Origin of the sequence: Janthinobacterium sp. PSRC1-1 (genome assembly GCF_049897525.1) — a bacterium.
Classification (GTDB): domain Bacteria; phylum Pseudomonadota; class Gammaproteobacteria; order Burkholderiales; family Burkholderiaceae_D; genus Janthinobacterium; species Janthinobacterium tructae.
The window spans coordinates 200,522-219,985 of sequence record NZ_JAFCWK010000007.1; the positions used below are offsets into that span (position 1 = coordinate 200,522).

Below are 19,464 nucleotides of genomic sequence, written 5' to 3' on the forward strand. Positions count from 1 at the left end.
CAGTCTTTTTTGGCCTCTATATCATGACCCGCACCAGCCTGACCCAACTCGAAGCACGCGATGCCTTCATCGCCCGCCACATCGGCCCTTCTTCCACCGAACAGCAAGCCATGCTGGCGACCCTCGGCTATCCATCGCGCGCCGCGCTGATCGATGCCCTGGTACCGGCCAACATCCGCAACAAGGGCGCCCTGCCCCTGGGCGCGTATTCGCAGCCGATGCCGGAACAAGAGGCCTTGTCGCGCCTGAAAGCCATCGCCGGCAAGAACCAGGTTTTAAAATCGCTGATCGGCCAGGGCTATTACAACACCTTCACGCCAGGCGTCGTGCTGCGCAACATCTTTGAAAACCCGGCCTGGTACACGGCCTACACGCCTTACCAGCCCGAGATTTCGCAAGGCCGCCTGGAAGCCATTCTGAACTTCCAGCAAGTGATCACCGACCTGACCGGCATGGGCATCTCGAACGCCTCGATGCTGGACGAAGGCACGGCCGCCGCCGAAGCGATGACCCTGATCCAGCGCGTGGGCAAGTCGAAATCGAACCTGCTGTACGTCGCCAATGACGTGCTGCCGCAAACCTTGGAAGTGGTGCAGACGCGCGCCCAGCCGATCGGCATCGAGGTGCGCACCTTCGACCCTGCTGAAATCGAGTCGCTCGACGCCTGCTTCGGCGTGCTGCTGCAATACCCTGGCGTGAACGGCGTCGTGCGCGACTACCGCGCCGGCGTGGAAAAACTGCACGCCAATGGCGCCATGGTCATCGTCGCGGCCGACCTGCTGGCCCTGACCATGCTCACGCCACCGGGCGAATGGGGCGCCGACGTCGTCGTCGGCAACAGCCAGCGCTTCGGCGTGCCGCTCGGTTTCGGCGGCCCGCACGCGGGCTATCTGTCCACGCGCGACGAATTCAAGCGCAATATGTCTGGCCGCCTGGTCGGCGTGACCGTCGATGCGCAAGGCAACAAGGCGTATCGTCTGGCCCTGCAAACGCGCGAACAGCATATCCGCCGCGAAAAAGCCACCTCGAACATCTGCACGGCGCAAGTGCTGCTGGCCGTGATGGCCTCGATGTACGCCGTCTACCACGGCCCTGCCGGCCTGCTGCAGATCGCCCGGCGCGTGCACCGCTTCACGGGCGTGCTGGCCGCCAACCTGAAAACCCTCGGCTATGGCGTCGTCAACGCGAGCTACTTCGACACATTGACCGTCCATGTCGCCGATGCGGCGCAACTGCACGCGACGGCCATGCATCACGGCGTCAACCTGCGCAAGATCGACGCCACCCATGTCGGCGTGTCGCTCGACGAAACCACCACGCGCGACGATATCGCGCTGCTGTGGAAGGTCTTCGCGCACGACTTGGTCAACGCGCCTGCCGCACCTGACCTGGACAGCGTGGAAGCTGGCGTTACCAGCGCGCTGCCGGCGAATCTGGCACGCGAGAGCGCCTACCTGACGCACCCCGTCTTCAACAGCTACCATTCGGAACACGAAATGCTGCGCTACCTGCGCAGCCTGGCCGACAAGGACCTGGCGCTGGACCGCACCATGATTCCGCTCGGCTCGTGCACCATGAAGCTGAACGCGACGTCCGAAATGATTCCCGTCACCTGGCCAGAATTCTCGAACATCCACCCGTTCGCGCCGGACGCGCAAACGGTGGGCTACCGCGAAATGATCGCGCAGCTGGAAGAGATGCTGTGCGCGCTGACGGGCTACGCGGCCGTCTCGCTGCAGCCGAACGCCGGCTCGCAGGGTGAATACGCGGGTCTGCTGGTGATCAAGGCGTATCACGAATCGCGCGGCGAAGGCCACCGCAACATCTGTCTGATTCCATCGTCGGCGCACGGCACCAACCCGGCATCGGCCAACATGGTCGGCATGCAGGTGGTCGTCACCAGCTGCGACGCCAACGGCAACGTGGACCTGGCCGACCTGAAAGCGAAAGCGGAAAAGCACAGCGCCAACCTGGCTTGCGTGATGGTCACCTACCCGTCCACCCACGGCGTGTTTGAAGAAGGCATCCAGGAACTGTGCGAGATCATTCATTCGCACGGCGGCCAGGTCTACATCGACGGCGCCAACATGAATGCGCTGGTCGGCGTGGCCGCTCCCGGCTCGTTCGGCGGCGACGTATCGCACCTGAACCTGCACAAGACCTTCTGCATCCCGCACGGCGGCGGCGGACCAGGCGTCGGCCCGATCGGCGTGGGCGCCCACCTGGCGAAATTCCTGCCAAACCAGCGTTCGAGCGGCTATCAGCGCGACGCCGCTGGCATCGGCGCCGTCAGCGCGGCGCCATTCGGCTCGGCCAGCATTCTGCCGATTTCGTGGATGTACATCGCCATGATGGGCGCGGAAGGCTTGACGGCCGCGACCGAGACGGCGATTCTGGCGGCGAACTACATCGCGCGCCGCCTGGCGCCGCACTACCCGGTGCTGTACTCGGGCCACGACGGCCTGGTCGCGCACGAGTGCATCCTGGACCTGCGCCCGATCACGGACGCCACCGGCATCAGCAACGAAGACGTGGCCAAGCGCCTGATGGACTTCGGTTTCCATGCGCCGACCATGAGCTTCCCCGTGCCGGGCACCCTGATGATCGAGCCAACGGAAAGCGAATCGAAAGTGGAAATCGACCGCTTCATCGACGCCATGATCGCCATCCGCGCGGAAATCACCAAGGTCGCCAGCGGTGAATTCGACCACGACGACAACCCGTTGAAACATGCGCCGCACACGGCGCAGGTCTTGATGTCGGACAACTGGGAACGCAAGTACAGCCGTGAAATCGCGGCCTACCCCGTCGCTTCGCTGCGTCAGCGCAAATACTGGCCACCGGTCGGCCGCGCCGACAACGTCTACGGCGACCGCAATCTGTTCTGCGGCTGCGCGCCGATCAGTTCGTACGAAGAAGAGTAAACGCCACGCGCCCGCTTCCGCGGGCGTGCCGACGACAAGAAGGCAGGCCAGACGGCCTGCCTTTTTTCATGCCAGCAAGAGTAGGTCGGATTAGCGCGTGAGCGCGTAATCCGACACCACCACCGGCGTCGCCAACAATGTTGTCGGATTACGGTCCTTCGGCCCTAATCCGACCTACAGCGCCAGCAAGACGGCGCCCGGCAGCCCCAGCACGGTGCCCAGTATCGTCAGCAACACGACATCGCGCCGCTCGCAGCGGGCGCGGTGTGAACTCCAGGCGGCAAACAGCAAGGCTGCGGCCACGCCGCTGAGCGAAATTCCCACTTCTGTCATGTCAATTCTCCCGTCATTGTTTCTTTCTTCATTGCTCTCATCCTTTTCAAATTATTGAACAAGCTACCTACCGGTAGGCAGTAAGTGTACAATAAAAAACACGGCGGCGTCCATGCCCCGTTTTTTTGATGACATGAAGGAATCGCAATGCAGCAGCAAACCACGCTCCCCGCCGCCAGTCTTGGGCTGGCGGCCTCCCTGGCCCTGGTGGCCGTGCTTGGCCCGGCCGGCATCGACATGTACCTGGCCTCGATGCCCGCCATGGCGCGCGAACTGCACACCTCGTATGCAAACGTGCAGCTGAGCCTGACCGTTTTCCTGCTGGCCCTGGGCGCAGGGCAACTGCTGTGCGGGCCGCTGACGGACATGCTGGGCCGGCGCCGCCCGCTCTTGGCCGGCATCGTCGTCTACATCGTGGCGGCCATGTGGGCGGCGCAGGCAGATCAATTGACCACCCTGCTGCTGGCGCGTTTGCTGCAGGGCCTGGGCGCGGCGCTGACCCTGGTGGTGGTGATGAGCATGGTGCGCGACGTGGCCGATGGGGTTAAAGCGGCGCAGCTGTTTGCCCTGTTGATGACCATCGTGGGCCTGGCGCCCGTGCTGGCACCCGCCGTGGGCGGCTTGCTCGATGCGCACTACGGCTGGCGCGCCGTGATGCTGGCCCTGGCCGCGCTGGGCGCCTTGACCCTGCTCAATAGCGCATTGTTCCTGCCGGAAACGCTACCGCCTGCCCGACGCGTCTCGCCGCGCGGCCTGCACCGCACGTATGCGCGCATCGCGCTGGACCGCGCCTTCCTGCTGCCCGCGCTGGCCCTGTCCGCCACTTTCTTTTTCCTGTTTGCGTATATCGGCGGGGCCTCGCTGGTGTACCAGCGCGATTTCGGCCTGTCCGCCGGCAGCTTCGGCCTGGTGTTTGGCGCCACGGGCGTGGCCGTGCTGCTGGGCGCGATGGCCAGCGGCCGCCTGGTGGAAAGGTACGGCGTGGCGCGCCTCTGCGTGGCGGGCAGCGCCGCCATGCTGGGCGGTGCCGTGCTGGCCCTGCTGGGTGCGTGGACGGGCTTCGGCATCACCGCCGTCGTGCCCGGCATGTTCGTGGCCCTGTTTGGCCTGGGCATCGCGGAAGCGGCGCTGATGGCCATGGCCATGGGTTCGCAGCAGCGCGCGCTCGGTTCCACGGCGGCATTGCTGGGCGCCATCCAGATGACCTTGTCATCGCTGGCCACGCCGCTGGCGGCCAGCCTGTCCGAATGGGGGCCGCTGCCCTGGCTGCTGTTCTTGACGGTGGCCGGCCTGCTGGTATCATGGCTGACCCTGGCCACTGCGCGCGTCCATCCGGTCCATGCCAGCAGTCTGGGCGCGCACTGACGCTTCACCCAACCACTACCCTCATATGAAGAAACGCTCGGCCTCGGCCGATAACATCTGCGCCGTCGCCGTCGTGCACTTTTCGGAACACGGCTACGATGCCTCGTCCCTCAGCGACATCGCCGAACAGGCGGGCATGCGCAAGGCTTCGCTGTACTCGCACTTCGCCGGCAAGGACGCCCTGTTCCTCGACGTGTTTGCCGACGCGCTGGCCGAAGAGCAAGCCTTCATGGACGCCTGCTTCGCCGACGAGGCGGCGCTGGCGGCGCCCGGCGGCCAGCAAGCTGGCGCCCTGTACTGCGACCGCATGGCCCAGCGCTATGCAGATTCGGCCCATCTGCGCTTTTTGCTACGCACGGCGTATTTGCCGCCCGCCACCCTGCGCATCGAAGTTGGCACAGGCTACGAAGCCTTGCTGGCGCAGCTGCAGCGACACTACGTGGCCAGCCTGGGCCGATTCGCGCCCGCCCTGCCTCCCCAGCGCGTCGCCCTGTACGCGCAAGCCTACCTGGGCATCGTCGACAGCCTGCATGTGGAACTCATTTACGCGGGTGGCGCCGCGCTGCAGCAGCGCCACGCGGCGCTGTGGCACATCCTGTCCGATTCGCTGGCGATGGCGGCGCAATCGGCCTGATGCGGTATAGGCTGCAGCCACACGCTGAACCGACAAACATGCCTGACACAAGCCGCTATCGGCTCTTCGAAAGCACCGCTTTGCCACCTTCAAATGTGGTACGGCTTGCTGCCGGATTTTTCGCATGCGAAGTTCCGCTTGCACCTCGAAGCGGTCATTCATGGGCTAGGTCGAATGTTTCGGCGAACTCAGCAAACGGGTCGGCAACTTTGACTGCTTGATCTAGCACCACTCAGCTCAACGGCATCATATAACGCTACCGTTCCAAGACCTAGCCACCACCATCGCTGCAAACGTCAGGAAACCAGGGCGTACGCATACATTTCAATGTCTAAATTGTGCTGGGGATGTCCTCATCGGACCCGAGCGACAAGCCATAGTTGCTCGTCCTATCCAGCACGACACCCGGCACTAGCTCACACAAGGTCTACGCCCTGAACTTTGGAAGATGCTGCGCAAGAGGGCTTCGCAAGGGTTTATCTAGCATAGTTTTATTCATGCAACACCATTTAAATTTCCCTCCAGAGCCGCAACTGCATAAGGAGTATGGGTCAGTTGCGACTGTTTTCACGGCCTGTTGAGCAGGCAGTGCCTCCGATAGCATCTTCCCTAATGCCGTAAATCCTCTCTGAATTTCTTCCACTCCGCCGTTGAGCATCAATTCAAGGTATAGGCGCGCTTTACCATGCCCGAGTTTTGAGGCCTTGGTGAGCAGTGCGCGAGCCTTTTCAATGTTCTTCGCTACATGCTCACCTTCGAAATAAGCACGTCCCAAAGAGTCAAGGCAATCTCTGCAATCTTGTTCCGCCCCCTTCTCTAGAAACTCTATTGCGTTCTGAGGTTCCGGCGCGCATGCCTTGCCCTCTGTGTAATATATATATAAACAATGGTATGCACGGGTAACATTATTCTGTGCGGCTAAAAGCCAAAAACGTTCAGCATTTTTGTAGTCCTTCGATTTTAGATACAAATTTACAGCATAGTAATCACAAGCCTCGCCATGACCTGCCTTGGCTGCACTCTCGATTAATACGTTTGCTTCGTCTTTCTTATCCCCATCAATCTTTCCGTCTTGTACGAATTTTGCGTATCTAAAACCAGCCTCAATGTTCGGCTTAAGTTTGTAAGAAGCATAGTAAAAACTCGCCGCCAACTTCCTTAAAAAATCCTGATCAATCTGAAATTCTGTCGTTGCAATGGCATACTTATATGCAAGCTCCCGACGTTCTGCTTCGGCTTCGCACCAAAGACCTGCTTTAAACTTCTTGTGCGCGTCAAGCTCGGTTGCTGCAGAAAAAAGTACATCTTTCCATTCCTGTGTTTCAATGCGTTCCCAAGAATACGAAAAATCTCCTTCGTAATCAAAATCCACACGGTAAGTACTTTCAAGTACCCACAGAATAGCTTTGCGGGCCTCCAAGGCATTCTTGAGCAAATCTTCGTTCTCCTCGGCTAGCTCAGTGAGACTCTCATTTTGTACTAAAGCACTGCCTCGGTGCGCGCCTGGATTACACAAGATCCGAAGACGATGGCAACGATCTTTAAATCCAAATGTGATTTTTCCTGCATCGATCAGTTTATTGATTTTCTCAAATAGCGAAAGATTCCCAACTGGAACACTATGCTTCTTTGCTATCAACTCACATACAGCCTCTAGGACATTGCGGTAACAGATCAATGAGTATGAAGGAAGCGCCGTAGTGAATTCGACTGCTTCTTTGTAAGTTTCACCGACTGTCTTTGACACGGAACATGCCAGGTCTAAATCCGTATTAATCACACAACTCTCTCAGCAGGAAAATAATCATGTACATGATAAGGGAAGACAATATTAAAGCTACTTGCCGATTCCAAGCACCTGGCGCAGCGATTCATTGTCTGTTCGCTGGCGACCAAGCAACCACCGCATCGACGCATGCCCTATACCCATGCACATAGCACCAATGGCTTGCAGGTCAACGATCAGCGCCGCCTCTGAATCTCTGCTATCCCCGTCTATGTCGTGTCCATGCGTAGGCATTGACATGAACCGATAGAACACCTCGTACAAGTCTTCCACCCCGGCTTCAGCCGCCTGATTAATGACCTTCTTCGGCGCTGGCAGTTTTTTGAACTGTTCAGACTTCATGAACTCGGCAGTTGCATCCGCACCAGTCTCACGGTCTCGTATCCTCAAGCTACCCCTCTCGAGATTTATCTTCGCTACCCTAGTGAACTCTGTCAGCCCCGCTTGACTTTGGTGAAGCGCATTCTCTTCCGAGATCTCAACCCACAGGAGAAGGATAAGGCCTTCAACTAGAGTGCGACCGAGAACCCCAAGGGCTACCGAGTTGCGTTGCAGGCCGAGAGCCGAGGCTCCGCGGACCAGTTCAGCACGGCGGCCAGCGATCTTCCGAACCTCTACATCCCTAACACACGGCTCACCCTTTCCGTCCACTGTTGCGACTACGACCAACCGCTTCGCATGCTCTGACAGCCCATGTGCATAGTCTTCAACGGTTACGATTTTCGTCATTAGGGTAGTCTGTGGCATTGGTTACGATAAGGCAAGCATACCTTAGTGGTAAGTTTACGTTAAGCGATCACGCGGCGGCGCATACACGTCGACCGCTGAGGGCATGCAGGTCCGACCGTAGCGGATTGTCGGATACATCTTCGTTCAGATCCGGGGCGTGAGCCGATTCACCAGCGTCCGTTGAAGTAAAAAGACTGCGGGTTGTGAAGTAAAAATGCCACATGCCGGAGTAGCTACTGTCAGGTCGCTGGAATCTACGGCAGAAGGGCGGGACTCGCCCCACGAGAGACATACGTTTTGCTCCCTATCTGTCGTTCAACGATGGCTTGAACGACTGGTCAGGTGGCCGCATTAAATTGCATGCCAGGAGAATCATCCGGTCGTGAGGAAAATCCAAGTTTTTCGTAGAATTTCGACTTGCCTTTGGCGCTAAAAAGCTGCACATCTTTAATGCCAGCGTCGCGACAAGCGTCAAGAATTGAACTGAGCAAAGTTGCTCCGATTCCTAGATATTGAAATTCGGGGTGAACAATCATCTCGGTGACAAACGCGTGTAAGTGACCGTCCGAAATGACACGCACAAAACCAACAAGTCGACCGCCCAAATAGGCTGATCGCGAACACCAAGAGCCGTTAAGTGAATCTTGATAGAACGCGCTCCCGCGTGATATTGGACCCCAGCCAGTCGTGTCGTACAGTGCCTTAAATGCCTGGGCGCATGGCTGATCCGATGTGTAGTTAATATTCATAGGCTAGATTGCATAGTCAGGCATACGCGTGCACCAATAGAAAGCCTGCCAGCGGAACGATGGCAAACAGCACAACAACGCCAAGGCATCCTGATGTAGAGGCAGATCTGGACCCTGCAGCAGAAGCGCTACGCTCACGCTCGCGTGGCGCCCTGGCACGCACCCATTTGAGATGACAGGATTGGCAAAAGAATGTGGTTTTGTTGTTGCGCCAGGCGTCGATGGTGCGATCGGTATGGCGTGCAAGCGTGCCGCAACGGGCACATTCGAAATGTGTTTCTTTGGGCAGTTTTTTTGAAAAGTGCTTGCCGGCAAAGAACATGACAACAAGTCCCGCGATGACTGCCCCGACGATGAATTCCATAGACATGTGTTTTTCTGTATTTGCATAGTGTTCACCATGGCTATTGCCAGCCCATTAGCGTACCCGAGCATAACGGATTGCCAAGCAGAAAGGATCACACATTGTCACAGCAACGCGAATGGCCGCGTCCGGCCAAACAACACCCACACCCACATTACACTTTGGAAACCTAAGATTTCTTCAGTTGACACCCTCGCAGCCCATCCATAAGATGCCCCCATTATTCATTTACGGAGTCCCACGTGGGTACTTGTTCTAGTGACAGTAGCCGATCTTGTATCGGTGATTGCCTCGGCAGCTAAACAGCAAGCAACGCGGAACTCTCTTTCTTCCGTGCCTTGCTGAGCAAGGTGCGGTGTCTCGCGGCCAGTCTGGCCGTGCGTCTCTCTCCCTCTTTCCGATCGCGACCGGCTACTGACCCGGATTGCCCGCCAGCACTATTGTGTCTTGGCGGCACGCAAGTCTTGCCTGCGGCTGCGCCGCCCGTCAACACCTCGTCGTGAAAGGAAGAGCCATGAATCTCTTCACCCGCTTATTCGAATCGTTCCTGCGCAAGCGCCATACGGCCGGCCATTTCCGCCGCCGCGCCATGCCGCTGGAAAACAGCACGGCCCGCCCCGTGCCCGATCATCTGGCGCGCCAGCTGCTGGCCGCCGCCCACGAAGACCTCGATAGCGCCCTGAACCGCCTGCATACGCGGGCCGAAGGCTTGCGCGATGCCGAGGCGCAAGTCATCGGTGCGCAAACGGGTCCGAATGAAGTCGAGCATGAAAAGCCGCTGGCCTGGTACCAGCACCTGTGGCTGTGCTACAAGAATCCGTTCAACCTGCTGCTCACCGTGCTGGCGATTGTTTCCTACCTGACGGAAGACCCGAAGGCCACCATCGTCATCGGCACCATGGTGTTTTTGTCGACGCTGCTACGCTTCGTGCAGGAAGGCCGTTCGAACCGCGCCGCCGAGCGCCTGAAAGCCATGGTCAGCAATACCGCCACCGTGCTGCGCAATGGCCAGCAGATCGAGCTGCCGATCCGTCAACTGGTGCAGGGCGACATCATCGTGCTGTCGGCCGGCGACATGATCCCCGCCGATTGCCGTTTGCTTTCCGCGAAAGACCTGTTCGTCAGCCAGGCCGCCATGACGGGCGAATCCTTGCCCGTGGAAAAGATGGCCGAGCTGGCCGACAGCGCTGGCCGCGACCCGATGGAGCTGGCCAATCTGCTGTTCATGGGCACCAACGTGATCTCGGGTGCGGCCACGGCGCTGGTCCTGGCGACCGGCAACCGCACCTACTTCGGCACCATCGCCACGCGCGTGACGGCCACCGAGCGCACGCCGACGGCGTTTGAAGCGGGCGTGAACAGCGTCAGCTGGCTGCTGATCCGCTTCGCCCTCGTGATGGCGCCGCTGGTGTTCCTGATCAACGGCTGGACCAAGGGCGACTGGATGGAAGCATTCCTGTTTGCCCTCTCTGTCGCCGTGGGCCTGACGCCGGAAATGCTGCCCATGATCGTCACCAGCACCCTGGCCAAGGGCGCCGTGAAACTGTCTAAGAAGAAAGTCGTCGTGAAACGCCTCGATGCGATCCAGAACTTCGGCGCCATGGATGTGCTGTGCACGGACAAGACAGGCACCTTGACGCAGGACAAGATCGTGCTCGAGCGCCATACGGACGTGTTCGGCCAGCCGTCCGATGAAGTGCTGCAATTCGCTTACCTGAACAGCCATTACCAGACGGGCCTGAAAAACCTGCTGGACCGCGCCGTGCTCGACCATGTGGAATTGCAGACGGAAATGCAGCTGGCGCGCGATTACGTGAAGGTCGATGAAATCCCGTTTGATTTCGTGCGCCGCCGCATGTCCGTCGTCGTTTCCGAAAAGAATGACCACCATGAGCTGATCTGCAAGGGCGCCGTCGAGGAAATCCTCGCCGCCTGCAGCCATTTGCGCCTGAATGGCGTGGACGTGCCGCTCGACGCCGTCCTGCTGGCCAAGGTGCTGGACACCACGCATGGCCTGAATGCGGAAGGACTAAGAGTGGTGGCGGTGGCCGTCAAGGAAGTGCCGCCGCATAAAACCGTGTACGGCGTGGCCGATGAAACGGCGCTGACCCTGATCGGCTATGTGGCATTTCTTGATCCGCCGAAGGAATCGACGGCGCCCGCCCTGCGCGCGCTGGCGGAACATGGCGTCACCGTGAAAGTATTGACGGGCGACAACCACCTGGTGACGGCGAAGATTTGCCGCGAAGTGGGCCTGGCCGTGCACGGCGTGCTGCAAGGCCCGCAACTCGACGAGATGGACGACGCCACCCTGGCCCGCGCGGCTGAAGAGCATACCGTGTTTGCCAAGCTCAGCCCCCTGCACAAGGAGCGCCTGGTGCGCGCCCTGCGCGGCAATGGCCATATCGTCGGCTTCATGGGCGACGGCATCAACGACGCGCCCGCCCTGCGCGCGGCCGACATCGGCATTTCCGTCGATTCGGCCGTCGATATCGCCAAGGAAGCGGCCGACATCATCCTGCTGGAAAAGAGCCTGATGGTGCTGGAAGAAGGCGTGCTGGAAGGCCGGCGCACCTTCAGCAACATGCTCAAATATATCCGCATGACGGCCAGCTCGAACTTCGGCAATGTGTTTTCCGTGCTGGTGGCCAGCGCCTTCCTGCCGTTCTTGCCGATGCTGCCGCTGCACTTGCTGGTGCAAAACCTGCTGTACGACGTGTCGCAGATCGCCATTCCGTTCGACAACGTCGACGCCGAACTGATCCAGAAGCCGCTGAGCTGGAACCCGCGCGACATCGGCCGCTTCATGGTGTTCTTCGGTCCCATCAGCTCGATCTTCGACATCAGCACCTTTATCCTGATGTGGCATGTGTTTGGCGCGAATACGCCAGAACAGCAGACCCTGTTCCAGTCCGGCTGGTTCGTCGTGGGCTTGCTGACGCAAACCCTGATCGTGCACTTGATCCGCACGCCCAAGCTGCCCTTCATCGACAGCATCGCGTCCGTGCCCCTGCTGGTGGCCACCACCGCCATCATGGCCGTGGGCGTGTTCCTGCCGATGGGACCGCTGGCGACCTACTTCAAGCTGCAAGCCCTGCCGCTCGGCTACTTCCCCTGGCTGCTGGGCATCCTCGTCTGCTACACCGTGCTGACGACCTTGATGAAACGCGTGTACCTGCGCAAATTCGGCTGGCAATAGTATGATGGAACGCTCTTTCTCCCCACAAAGGCACGCATGAGCGGTTCCCCCCTTTCCAAGCGTAATCTCGCCCTGCTGCTGTCGGCGCTGGTGTTTCCCGGCAGCGGGCATTTCATACTCGGTCGCAAGGTGCGCGGCTGCCTGTTCCTCGTGCCGGCGCTGGTCGCGCTGGTGATGGTATTGCGCCAGATCATGGCACGTTTGGACCAAGTTATGGCACAGATCGACAGTGGCGCCCTGCCCCTCGACGTGCAGCTGATCGTGGAAAAAGTCGATGCACTGTCCGCCAACGACGGCCCCGCCATGACGCTGGCCATGAGCGTGCTGGTGGCCTGCTGGATAGGCAGCCTGATCGATACATGGTTCCTCAAGCCATGACGGCGGAAGCAGAGGCGCGAAAACTGCGCAAGGAAGCGAAGATGCAGGCGCGCCGCGCGCAACTGGCGCTCAGCCGCCAGGACCATGGCGGCCCGCAGGCCTGGCGCGGCTGGTTCGACGGTTCCGCCCATCCGAACCCGGGCAAGCTGGGCATAGGCGCCCTGCTGCTGGGGCCGCATGGCGAGCGCATCGAAGTGAGCCAGGCGGCCGGCCATGGCAGCAGCAGCGATGCGGAATATGCGGCCCTGATCGCCGTGTTGCAGGCGGCGCAGGCCGTGCGCCCGCCGCCCGAACAACTGCTGCTATTCGGCGACAGCCAGGTAGTGATCAATGATGTGCTGGGAACGACGCCGGTCGGCGCCAAGGGACTGGAAATGCACAGGGCCACCGTAGTGGCCCTGCTGGAACAATTCACCGATGTGAGCTTGCGCTGGCTGCCGCGCCACAGGAATGGCGAGGCGGACCGGCTGTCGCAGCTGGCGATTGATCGGGGGTCAGACCCGTCGGGTCTGACCCCAGCCGTTACGGGGTAAGCAACTTAAGCGGCGCGACCGATCTGCAAGCTAGCCTTGGCTTCCTTGCCTGCCGGACGTTTTACACCCTTCAAACCGCTGACACTGGCCTGCTGACCATTCAATTTAAACACGCTGACCACTTGCGCCAGATTGTGTGCCTGGTGCTGCATCGATTCGGCGGCGGCCGCCGACTCTTCCACCAGCGCAGCATTTTGTTGCGTCACGGCATCCATCTGACCGATGGCACGGTTGATCTCGTCGATGCCCACGCTTTGCTCGCTGCTGGCCGCCGTGATTTCCGTGATGATGTCGCTCACGCGCTGCACGCTGTCGACGATATCGTTCATGGTCGAACCGGCTTGCGCCACCAGCATGCTGCCCGCGTTGACTTGCTCCACCGAGGCGCCGATCAGGGTCTTGATTTCCTTCGCTGCCGAAGCCGAACGCTGCGCCAGGTTGCGCACTTCCGAGGCCACGACGGCAAAGCCGCGGCCCTGCTCGCCCGCGCGTGCCGCTTCCACGGCCGCATTCAGAGCCAGGATATTCGTCTGGAAGGCGATGCCATCGATGACGGAAATGATGTCGACGATCTTGTTCGACGAGGCATTGATCGATTCCATGGTGCCCACCACTTGCGCCACCACGGCGCCGCCCTTGACGGCCACTTGCGCGGCCGACGCCGCCAATTGATTCGCCTGGCGCGCATTGTCCGCATTCTGTTTCACGGTGCTGGTCAACTCTTCCATCGAAGACGCCGTTTCTTCCAGCGAACCCGCTTGCTCTTCCGTGCGGGAAGACAGGTCCTGGTTGCCGGCGGCAATTTGCGTCGAGGACGTCGCGATGCTGTCCGTACCGCTGCGCACTTCGCCGACGATATTGAGCAGGCTGGTGTTCATGTCCTTCAGCGCCTGCAGCAGTTGCCCCGTCTCATCCTTGGCGCTGGCGTCGATCTGCGCCGTCAAGTCGCCATCGGCCACCTTGCGGGCGATGTCCACGGCCGTGCGCAGGGGGCGCACGATACCCATCGTCAATACCCAGGCACAGACGACGCCAAAGCCCAGTGCCAGCGCGGCCAGCGCCAGCAGCAGGTTGCGGCTGGTCTTGGCGACGGCATCGATCTCGCGCGCGGTGGCGTCGATGCTGGCGCGCTGGTGTTCCAGCATGTTCATGATGACTTTCTGGTATTTCGTCGAGCCGGGCACGAACACGGCCTGGAAGGCCTTCTCCGCTTCTTCCGTCTGGCCAGCCGCCTTCAGCTTCGATACTTGCTCACGGGCATCCAAATATACCTTGCGCATTTCGCTGACCTGGCGGAACAGTTCCGTTTCTTGTGGGCCAGAAATCAGGGCTTCGATTTTCTTTTGCAACTCGCCCGAGACGACGGACGACTGTTTCGCTTCTTCCGCAAAATACGGTCCCAGCGAGGTGTCGGCGCTGCGCACGATGGCCGTGGTGCGGCGAATGCCGCTGTCGATCTTGCTGTACCAGTCGGAAATATAGCGTTCCTTCGCCAGCGGCTGCTCCATCATGGTGCGCGTGGCGGTGGCCACGTCGTGCAAACGCCAGACGCTGATGCCGGTAATGACCATGGAAAACAGCAAAATGACGGCAAAACCCAGGCCGAGCCGCACACCAATACTGACGTTTCTTAACAAATTCATGTGAATATCCTGAAAGATCGGAACCAGACTATATAAAAGGAGCTGCAAGCTGCGGCTGCAGGGGGCAGCCGCAGCGCATTCAGCGTCCGCCGAGGCGCAAGGCAGTGTGCGGCGCTGCCGGCTGCTTCAGCGTGCTCGCGCCACTCACCTTGGCCTGCTGGCCATTGAGCTTGAACACGCTGACCACTTGCGCCAGGTTGTGCGCCTGGTGCTGCATGGATTCGGCGGCGGCCGCCGACTCTTCCACCAGCGCCGCATTTTGTTGCGTCACGGCATCCATCTGCCCGATGGCACGGTTGATCTCGTCGATGCCCACGCTTTGCTCGCTGCTGGCCGCCGTGATTTCCGTGATGATGTCGCTCACGCGCTGCACGCTGTCGACGATGTCATTCATGGTCGAGCCGGCTTGCGCCACCAGCATGCTGCCCGCGTTGACTTGCTCCACGGACGCGCCGATCAGGGTCTTGATCTCTTTCGCCGCCGAAGCCGAACGCTGCGCCAGGTTGCGCACTTCCGAGGCCACGACGGCAAAGCCGCGGCCCTGCTCGCCAGCTCTAGCCGCTTCCACGGCCGCATTCAGGGCCAGGATATTCGTCTGGAAGGCGATGCCATCGATGACGGCAATGATGTCGACGATCTTGTTCGACGAGGTATTAATCGATTGCATCGTGCCGACCACTTGCGCCACCACTTCGCCGCCCTTGACGGCCACTTGCGCCGCCGACGCCGCCAACTGGTTCGCCTGGCGCGCATTGTCCGCATTCTGTTTCACGGTGGAAGTCAGCTCTTCCATCGACGACGCCGTTTCTTCCAGCGAACCGGCTTGCTCTTCCGTACGGGAAGACAGGTCCTGGTTGCCGGCGGCAATCTGCGTCGAGGATGTGGCGATGCTGTCCGTGCCGCTGCGCACTTCGCCCACGATGTTGAGCAGGCTGGTGTTCATGTCCTTCAGCGCCAGCAACAGTTGCCCCGTTTCATCCTTGGCGCTGGCGTCGATCTGCGCCGTCAGGTCGCCATCGGCCACCTTGCGGGCGATGTCCACGGCCGTGCGCAGCGGACGCACGATGCCCATCGTCAACAACCAGGCGCACACGACGCCAAAGGCCAGCGCCAGCGTCGACAGCAGCAACAGCAAGTTGCGGCTGGTGCTGGCGATGTCATCAATTTGGCGCGCGGTGGCGTCGATGGTGGCACGCTGGTGCTCCAGCAAACCGTACACCATCTTCTGGTACTTGGCTGCGGCGGGCACGAAGGTTTTTTCAAACACTTCGTTGGCGGCCTCGGCCTGGGACTCGCCCTTGAGCTTGTAGACCTGGTCGCGCGAGCCGACATACACTTCGCGCAATTCCAGCAAACTGGCGAACATGGCCTGTTCTTTCGGGTCCTTCAGCAGCGCCGCGATCTTCTTTTGCAGGACAGCCGAGCTGGCGCTCGACACTTTCGACTCTTCGGCGAAAAAGCCGCTCAGCGAGGTGTCGCTGCTGCGGGCGATGGCGATCGTGCGCCGCACGGCGCTGTCGATGCGCGTATACCAGTCGGAAATATACCGTTCCTTGGCCAGCGGCTCTTCCATCATGGTGCGCGTGGCGCTGGCCACGTCATGCAGACGCCAGACACTGATGCCGGTGATGATCATGGAAAACAGCAAAATGACGGCAAAGCCCAGGCCCAGACGGACCCCGATGCTGACGTTTCTTAACAAATTCATGTGACTATCCTAATATCCTGAAGAGAGGCCCTGCAGCCAGCGCCTGGAACAGCATGGCGGACGCCGCCAAATCTGTCCCGCCAAGTAAACTGGCGCACGGTTCGGTTGAACCGTGCGCCAGGAAAATGCGCTAGCGTGCTCCCTGCGGAAACGATATGCAATACTTAATGTCAATAGTTTTTGACAATATACGAGGAAACTCTCTTCACTGCGGCATTACGCCGCCAGTTTCTCGATCAAGCCCATGTCGGCGCTGGACATCAGCTGGTCAATATCGACCAGGATCAGCATGCGCTCGTCGATGGTGCCCAGGCCGATCACATATTCCGTGTTGATCGAGCGGCCCATGTCCGGCGCCGGCTTGATCTGTTCCGGCATCAGGGTCGTGACGTCGGAGACGCGGTCGACGACCATGCCGACCACGCGGTTGCCGATATTGAGGATGATGACGACGGTGAACTGGTCATAGCTGGGCGTGCCCAGGTTGAACTTGATGCGCATGTCGACGATCGGCACGATGATGCCGCGCAAGTTGACCACGCCCTTGACAAACTCGGGTGCGTTGGCGATGCGGGTCGGCGTTTCATAGCTGCGGATTTCGCTGACTTTCTGGATGTCGATGCCATACTCTTCCTGGCCCAGGGTAAAGGCCAGGTATTCGGCAGCCTTGGCAACGGTTGCGCCAGTGTCGCTGGAAATGGTGTTCATGATAATCCTTTCGTTAACTCGCCTGGGGCGCAGGCCAGGACACGCTGTACGCGGCCCTGGACGTGACGAGCCATCCACAATGCAATGAATGGCCGCCACTTGTATGTTTTTTGCAAATACTTTCTAGCAATTAGCTTATGTTTCTAATTTCCGTGCGGCAATGTTACCCCATGTAAATTTTACATGCACTAAAAAAGAGCGATCGCCGGGCCGATGCTTTTGCAAAATGCACTTTTATGTGGCTAACGCGGCACGCCGGGGCGCCACGCTCGCGGCCACCTGTGGCGGCGTTTTATGCCACACTGGCGGCCCCTGCTTTTTACGACCTTGAACCATGGATTCTTTGCTTTCTCAATGGCAACCACGCCTGCTGGCACTGGCCACGGCCGGCCTGGGCGACGACGGCGCCCACGACATCAACCACCTGCAGCGCGTCTGGCGCAACGCCGCCGTCCTGCTGCAAGACCATGCGCAGGCCGACGCCCTCACCGTGATGGCCGCCTGTTATCTGCACGACCTGGTCAACCTGCCGAAAAACCATCCAGAACGCCACCTGGCCTCGCGCCAGGCAGCCGCGCTGGCGTGCCGCCGGTTGGCGGAGCTGGATTTCCCTGCAGAAAAACTGGCGGGCGTGGCCCACGCCATCGAAACGCACAGCTTTTCCGCCAATCTGCCGCCGCACACCATCGAAGCGCGCATCGTGCAGGATGCCGACCGCATCGACGCGCTGGGCGCCGTGGGACTGGCGCGCCTGTTCTATACGGCCGCGCGCATGGATAGCGCGCTGGCGCATGGCGCGGACCCGCTGGCGCAGCATCGTGAACTCGACGACAAGGCGTACGCGCTCGACCATATCGTCACCAAGCTCGACAAGCTGCCCGGCAAGATGCAGACGGCGGCGGGGCGCGCGCTGGCCGAACAGCGCCTGGCCGTGCTGACGGATTTTCGCGCCGCCTTTGCCGACGAATGGGGAATGAGCGCATAAGCTTGGTGGCGATAGCCAGCAGCGCGCATGCTGTCTATAATGCAAGCCTCAGCTATCGCGCCGAAAGCATGCATGTCCGATAAAACCAGCCCCGACAGCCATTCCCCGTCATCCCCCGCCCTAAAGAGCGCCGGCAACCTCAATTTCATTCTCGTCTGCGTCTTCATCGACATGCTGGGCATCGGCCTGGTGGTGCCCGTGCTGCCCATCCTGATCGGCGACTTTGTCAGCGGCAAGGAGGCGCAGGCGTTTTGGTACGGCATCATGGCGGCCGTCTTCGGCTTGCTGCAGTTCATCTTCATGCCCATGCTGGGCGCCATCAGCGACCGCGTGGGACGCCGTCCAGTACTGCTGTACTCGATGGCCGGCATGGGCGTCAATTTTCTCGCCACGGGCTGGGCGCCCAACCTGGCCTGCCTGTTCATCGGCCGCATCATCGGCGGCGTCTCGTCGGCCAGCATGTCGGTCGCGTCCGCCTACGCTTCCGACGTTTCCACGCCCGACAACCGCGCCAAGAGCTTCGGCAAGATCGGCGCCGCCTTTGGCCTGGGCTTCATTTGCGGCCCCATGCTGGGCGGCCTGCTGGGCGAGATCAATCTGCACCTGCCGTTTTACGTGGCGGCGGGCCTGTCGGCGGCCAATTTCATCTACGGCTATTTCTGCGTGCCCGAATCGCTGCAGCCGGGGCCCCGCGCGCCATTTACCTGGGCGCGTATCAATCCGTTTGCCGCCCTGCTGAAACTGCTGCGCCGCGTGGACATCCGCGGCCTGGTGCTGGCCTTCGGCCTGATGACGTTTGCGCAAATGATGCTCAACACCACCTGGGTGCTGTACACGCATTTCCGCTTCGACTGGACGCCGCGCCAGAACGGTATCGCCCTGTTCTGCGTGGGCCTGTGCGCGGCCGTGGTGCAGGCGGGCTTGCTGGGCATCTTGATCAAGCGTTTTGGCGAAGTGCGCCTGTCCTTGCTGGGCATGGCGTCGGGCGCCCTCACCTATTTGCTGTACGGCCTGGCCACGCAGGGCTGGATGATGTATGCGCTGATTTTGTGCAACCTGTTGGCCTTTGCCGCCGGCCCGGCCCTGCAAGGCATCATCTCGAAGGCGTCGGCCGCCAGCGAACAGGGAGAACTGATGGGCTCTCTGCAGTCGATCAGCAGCCTGGGCATCATCATCATGCCTTTGCTCGGCAGCATGATCCTCGGTGAAGTGAGCCACTTGCCGCCGCAAGACTGGCGCATCGGCAGCACCTTCTATCTGTGCGCCATCATGCAAACCCTGGGCATCCTGGTGGCCTGGCGCTACTTCAAGGTACAACGCCAGGCCAGACTTGCGGTTTCCACCACAAAGTAGTCGGCAAGATAATATTGCACTTGGGAAATAAATAGGCGAGAATGGGAGAATCAAGCGGGCGTTGCCGACGCCC

At 60.3% G+C, this 19,464-nt stretch carries 16 protein-coding genes; 8 read left to right on the forward strand and 8 right to left on the reverse strand.

Annotation, left to right across the window (positions count from 1 at the left end):
- The first annotated feature begins 23 nt into the window (after nt 1–23).
- A complete protein-coding gene (gene gcvP, locus ACP7DW_RS17275) occupies nt 24–2,924 on the forward strand; it encodes an aminomethyl-transferring glycine dehydrogenase (RefSeq protein ID WP_426055910.1) in 2,901 nt (966 codons plus the stop codon).
- A gap of 174 nt (nt 2,925–3,098) precedes the next feature.
- Here the strand turns inward: gcvP and ACP7DW_RS17280 are convergent, their stop codons facing one another.
- Nucleotides 3,099–3,257, reverse strand: a complete 159-nt coding sequence (locus ACP7DW_RS17280; RefSeq protein WP_426055911.1) for a hypothetical protein — start codon at nt 3,255–3,257, stop codon at nt 3,099–3,101.
- 147 nt (nt 3,258–3,404) lie between these two features.
- On the opposite strand from ACP7DW_RS17280, the gene ACP7DW_RS17285 reads away from it, so the two are divergent.
- Together ACP7DW_RS17285 and ACP7DW_RS17290 are read left to right on the forward strand one after the other, a co-directional pair.
- Nucleotides 3,405–4,622, forward strand: coding sequence for a Bcr/CflA family efflux MFS transporter (locus ACP7DW_RS17285; protein ID WP_426055912.1), 1,218 nt, complete (start codon nt 3,405–3,407; stop codon nt 4,620–4,622).
- 25 nt (nt 4,623–4,647) lie between these two features.
- The gene (locus ACP7DW_RS17290; RefSeq protein WP_426055913.1) at nt 4,648–5,256 is read left to right on the forward strand and encodes a TetR/AcrR family transcriptional regulator; all 609 of its coding nucleotides are present in this window, start codon (nt 4,648–4,650) and stop codon (nt 5,254–5,256) included.
- Between the two features lie 427 nt (nt 5,257–5,683).
- Here ACP7DW_RS17290 and ACP7DW_RS17295 read toward each other — a convergent pair whose 3' ends face one another.
- From ACP7DW_RS17295 to ACP7DW_RS17310, 4 genes are all read right to left on the reverse strand, one after another.
- Nucleotides 5,684–7,003, reverse strand: coding sequence for a DUF4145 domain-containing protein (locus ACP7DW_RS17295; RefSeq protein WP_426055914.1), 1,320 nt, complete (start codon nt 7,001–7,003; stop codon nt 5,684–5,686).
- Between the two features lie 90 nt (nt 7,004–7,093).
- Nucleotides 7,094–7,771 (reverse strand): DUF5677 domain-containing protein, encoded by a 678-nt coding sequence (locus ACP7DW_RS17300; RefSeq protein WP_426055915.1) that lies wholly within the window; start codon nt 7,769–7,771, stop codon nt 7,094–7,096.
- A 338-nt stretch (nt 7,772–8,109) separates the two neighbouring features.
- A complete protein-coding gene (locus ACP7DW_RS17305) occupies nt 8,110–8,520 on the reverse strand; it encodes a GNAT family N-acetyltransferase (RefSeq protein WP_426055916.1) in 411 nt (136 codons plus the stop codon).
- A 16-nt stretch (nt 8,521–8,536) separates the two neighbouring features.
- Nucleotides 8,537–8,890 (reverse strand): hypothetical protein, encoded by a 354-nt coding sequence (locus ACP7DW_RS17310; RefSeq protein ID WP_426055917.1) that lies wholly within the window; start codon nt 8,888–8,890, stop codon nt 8,537–8,539.
- Nucleotides 8,891–9,398: 508 nt separating this feature from the next.
- Here ACP7DW_RS17310 and mgtA point away from each other — a divergent pair.
- The 3 genes from mgtA to ACP7DW_RS17325 are packed head-to-tail and all read left to right on the forward strand — an operon-like array spanning nt 9,399 to nt 12,994.
- Nucleotides 9,399–12,083, forward strand: a complete 2,685-nt coding sequence (gene mgtA, locus ACP7DW_RS17315) for a magnesium-translocating P-type ATPase (RefSeq protein WP_426055918.1) — start codon at nt 9,399–9,401, stop codon at nt 12,081–12,083.
- Between the two features lie 36 nt (nt 12,084–12,119).
- Entirely contained in the window at nt 12,120–12,461 is a 342-nt protein-coding gene (locus ACP7DW_RS17320) for a hypothetical protein (protein WP_426055919.1), read from the forward strand.
- The gene (locus tag ACP7DW_RS17325) at nt 12,443–12,994 is read left to right on the forward strand and encodes a ribonuclease HI family protein (protein WP_426055920.1); all 552 of its coding nucleotides are present in this window, start codon (nt 12,443–12,445) and stop codon (nt 12,992–12,994) included. The genes ACP7DW_RS17320 and ACP7DW_RS17325 overlap by 19 nt, the downstream gene beginning before the upstream one ends.
- Before the next feature lie 5 nt (nt 12,995–12,999).
- On the opposite strand, the gene ACP7DW_RS17330 is transcribed toward ACP7DW_RS17325, so the two are convergent.
- The 3 genes from ACP7DW_RS17330 to ACP7DW_RS17340 all read right to left on the reverse strand — a co-directional run bounded on the left by ACP7DW_RS17330 (nt 13,000) and on the right by ACP7DW_RS17340 (nt 17,053).
- Nucleotides 13,000–14,637: a methyl-accepting chemotaxis protein gene (locus tag ACP7DW_RS17330; protein ID WP_426055921.1), complete on the reverse strand. Its 1,638-nt coding sequence runs from the start codon at nt 14,635–14,637 to the stop codon at nt 13,000–13,002.
- Nucleotides 14,638–14,716: 79 nt separating this feature from the next.
- Entirely contained in the window at nt 14,717–16,345 is a 1,629-nt protein-coding gene (locus tag ACP7DW_RS17335; protein ID WP_426055922.1) for a methyl-accepting chemotaxis protein, read from the reverse strand.
- 216 nt (nt 16,346–16,561) lie between these two features.
- The gene (locus ACP7DW_RS17340; RefSeq protein ID WP_035818113.1) at nt 16,562–17,053 is read right to left on the reverse strand and encodes a chemotaxis protein CheW; all 492 of its coding nucleotides are present in this window, start codon (nt 17,051–17,053) and stop codon (nt 16,562–16,564) included.
- A 334-nt stretch (nt 17,054–17,387) separates the two neighbouring features.
- On the opposite strand from ACP7DW_RS17340, the gene ACP7DW_RS17345 reads away from it, so the two are divergent.
- On the forward strand, nt 17,388–18,038 hold the full coding sequence (locus ACP7DW_RS17345) for an HD domain-containing protein (protein WP_426055923.1): 651 nt from the start codon (nt 17,388–17,390) through the stop codon (nt 18,036–18,038).
- Nucleotides 18,039–18,110: 72 nt separating this feature from the next.
- A complete protein-coding gene (locus ACP7DW_RS17350) occupies nt 18,111–19,391 on the forward strand; it encodes a TCR/Tet family MFS transporter (protein WP_426055924.1) in 1,281 nt (426 codons plus the stop codon).
- The last annotated feature ends 73 nt before the right edge of the window (nt 19,392–19,464 follow it).